This window comes from Streptomyces bobili, from assembly GCF_002154575.1.
GTDB lineage: Bacteria > Actinomycetota > Actinomycetes > Streptomycetales > Streptomycetaceae > Streptomyces > Streptomyces bobili.
In genome coordinates, this window is sequence record NZ_MUBA01000342.1 from 1 (window position 1) to 1721 (window position 1721).

At 69.8% G+C, this 1721-nt stretch carries 2 protein-coding genes; both read left to right on the forward strand.

Going from position 1 to position 1721, the window contains the following annotated elements; genetic code table 11:
* On the forward strand, positions 1 to 402 hold a 402-nt coding region (locus BZL64_RS25765), incomplete at its 5' end, for an N-acetylmuramoyl-L-alanine amidase (RefSeq protein ID WP_208639520.1).
* A gap of 209 nt (positions 403 to 611) precedes the next feature.
* Entirely contained in the window at positions 612 to 1694 is a 1083-nt protein-coding gene (manB, locus tag BZL64_RS25770; protein WP_086771579.1) for a mannose-1-phosphate guanylyltransferase, read from the forward strand.
* Positions 1695 to 1721: the final 27 nt, after the last annotated feature.

Below are 1721 nucleotides of genomic sequence, written 5' to 3' on the forward strand. Positions count from 1 at the left end.
GACATCGGCTACAACTTCCTCGTCGACAAGTGCGGCAACATCTACGAGGGCCGCGCGGGGGGTGTGGCGAAGCCGGTCCTGGGCGCCCACACCCTCGGTTTCAACAGCAACAGCATGGGGATCGCCGTCCTCGGCACGTTCACCTCCACCAAACCGTCCGCCGCCGCGGTCAAGGGCATCGCCCGCCTGACGGCATGGAAGCTGGGTTTGTTCGGAGCCAATCCGAACGGAAAGACATACCTGAAGTCCGGCGGTGGCAATCTCTACCGAAAAGGTAAGAACGTACGACTGAACGTGATCTCCGGACACCGGGACGGCTTCGCCACGGAATGCCCAGGACGGCAGCTCTACGGCAAGCTCGGCTCGGCCCGTACGACCGCGGCCGGCTACCAGGGCCGCTGACGTCGCGGACCCGGAACCCCGGGGCCGGGGGAGGCCCCGGCGGGATCCGGCGGGACGAAGGGACACGTCCAGCGGGGGGCACATCCACAGCCGTCGGGAGGACTGCGCGTGGGACACCGCACGGCCATCGAAGTTGGCGCACAACGGTCTGCATACACTGGCCGGCCGAAAGACAGTTCGGCCGGTCCCGGCAGGAAGCAGAGACGAAGGTGACAGAAGCGATCCTCCTGGTCGGCGGCAAGGGCACCCGGTTGCGCCCGCTCACGGTGCACACGCCCAAGCCCATGGTCAGGGCGGCCGGGGTGCCGTTCCTCACGCACCAGCTGGCGCGGGCGAGAGCGGCAGGCGTGGACCACATCGTCCTCGCGACGAGCTATCTGGCGGAGGTCTTCGAACCGTACTTCGGCGACGGCTCGTCGCTGGGCCTGCACATCGAGTACGTCACCGAGGACGAGCCCCTGGGCACCGGCGGCGCCATCCGCAACGTGGCGTCCCGACTCCACTCGGGCCCCGACGACCCGGTACTGATCTTCAACGGCGACATCCTCACCGGCCTCGACATCAGGCGCCTGGTGGCCACCCACGAGGAGACGTCCGCGGACGTCTCGCTCCACCTCACCAAGGTGACGGACCCGAGGGCGTACGGCCTGGTCCCCACGGACGACACGGGCAGGGTCCTGGCCTTCCTGGAGAAACCCCAGACCCCCGAGGAGATCGTCACCGACCAGATCAACGCGGGTGCCTACGTCTTCCGCCGCTCGGTCATCGACACGATCCCGGCCGGCCGCCCGGTCTCGGTGGAACGAGAGACCTTCCCCGACCTCCTCTCCGCGGGCGCCCACCTCCAGGGCATGGTCGACTCGACGTACTGGCTGGACCTCGGCACCCCGGCGGCCTTCGTCCGGGGCTCGGCGGACCTGGTCCTCGGCCGTGCTCCGTCCCCCGCGCTCCCCGGCCGCTGCGGCGACCGACTGATCCTGCCGACGGCCACGGTCGCCCCCGACGCGAAGCTGACCGGCGGCACGGTGGTCGGCGAGGGCGCGTTCGTCGCGGAGGGCGCCCGGGTCTTCGGCTCGACGATCCTGCCCGGAGCGGTCATCGAACCCGGCGCGGTCATCACCGACTCCCTCATCGGCACCCGGGCCCGCGTGGGCGAACGCTCGGTCCTCACCGGCACGGTCATCGGCGACGGCGCGGTGATCGGCCCCGACAACGAACTCCGTGACGGGGCGAGGGTGTGGTGCGACGCGAGGATCCCGGCGGCGGCCCTGAGATTCTCGTCGGACCAGTAAGGGCATCTCAGCCCGTCCGGCGTTTGA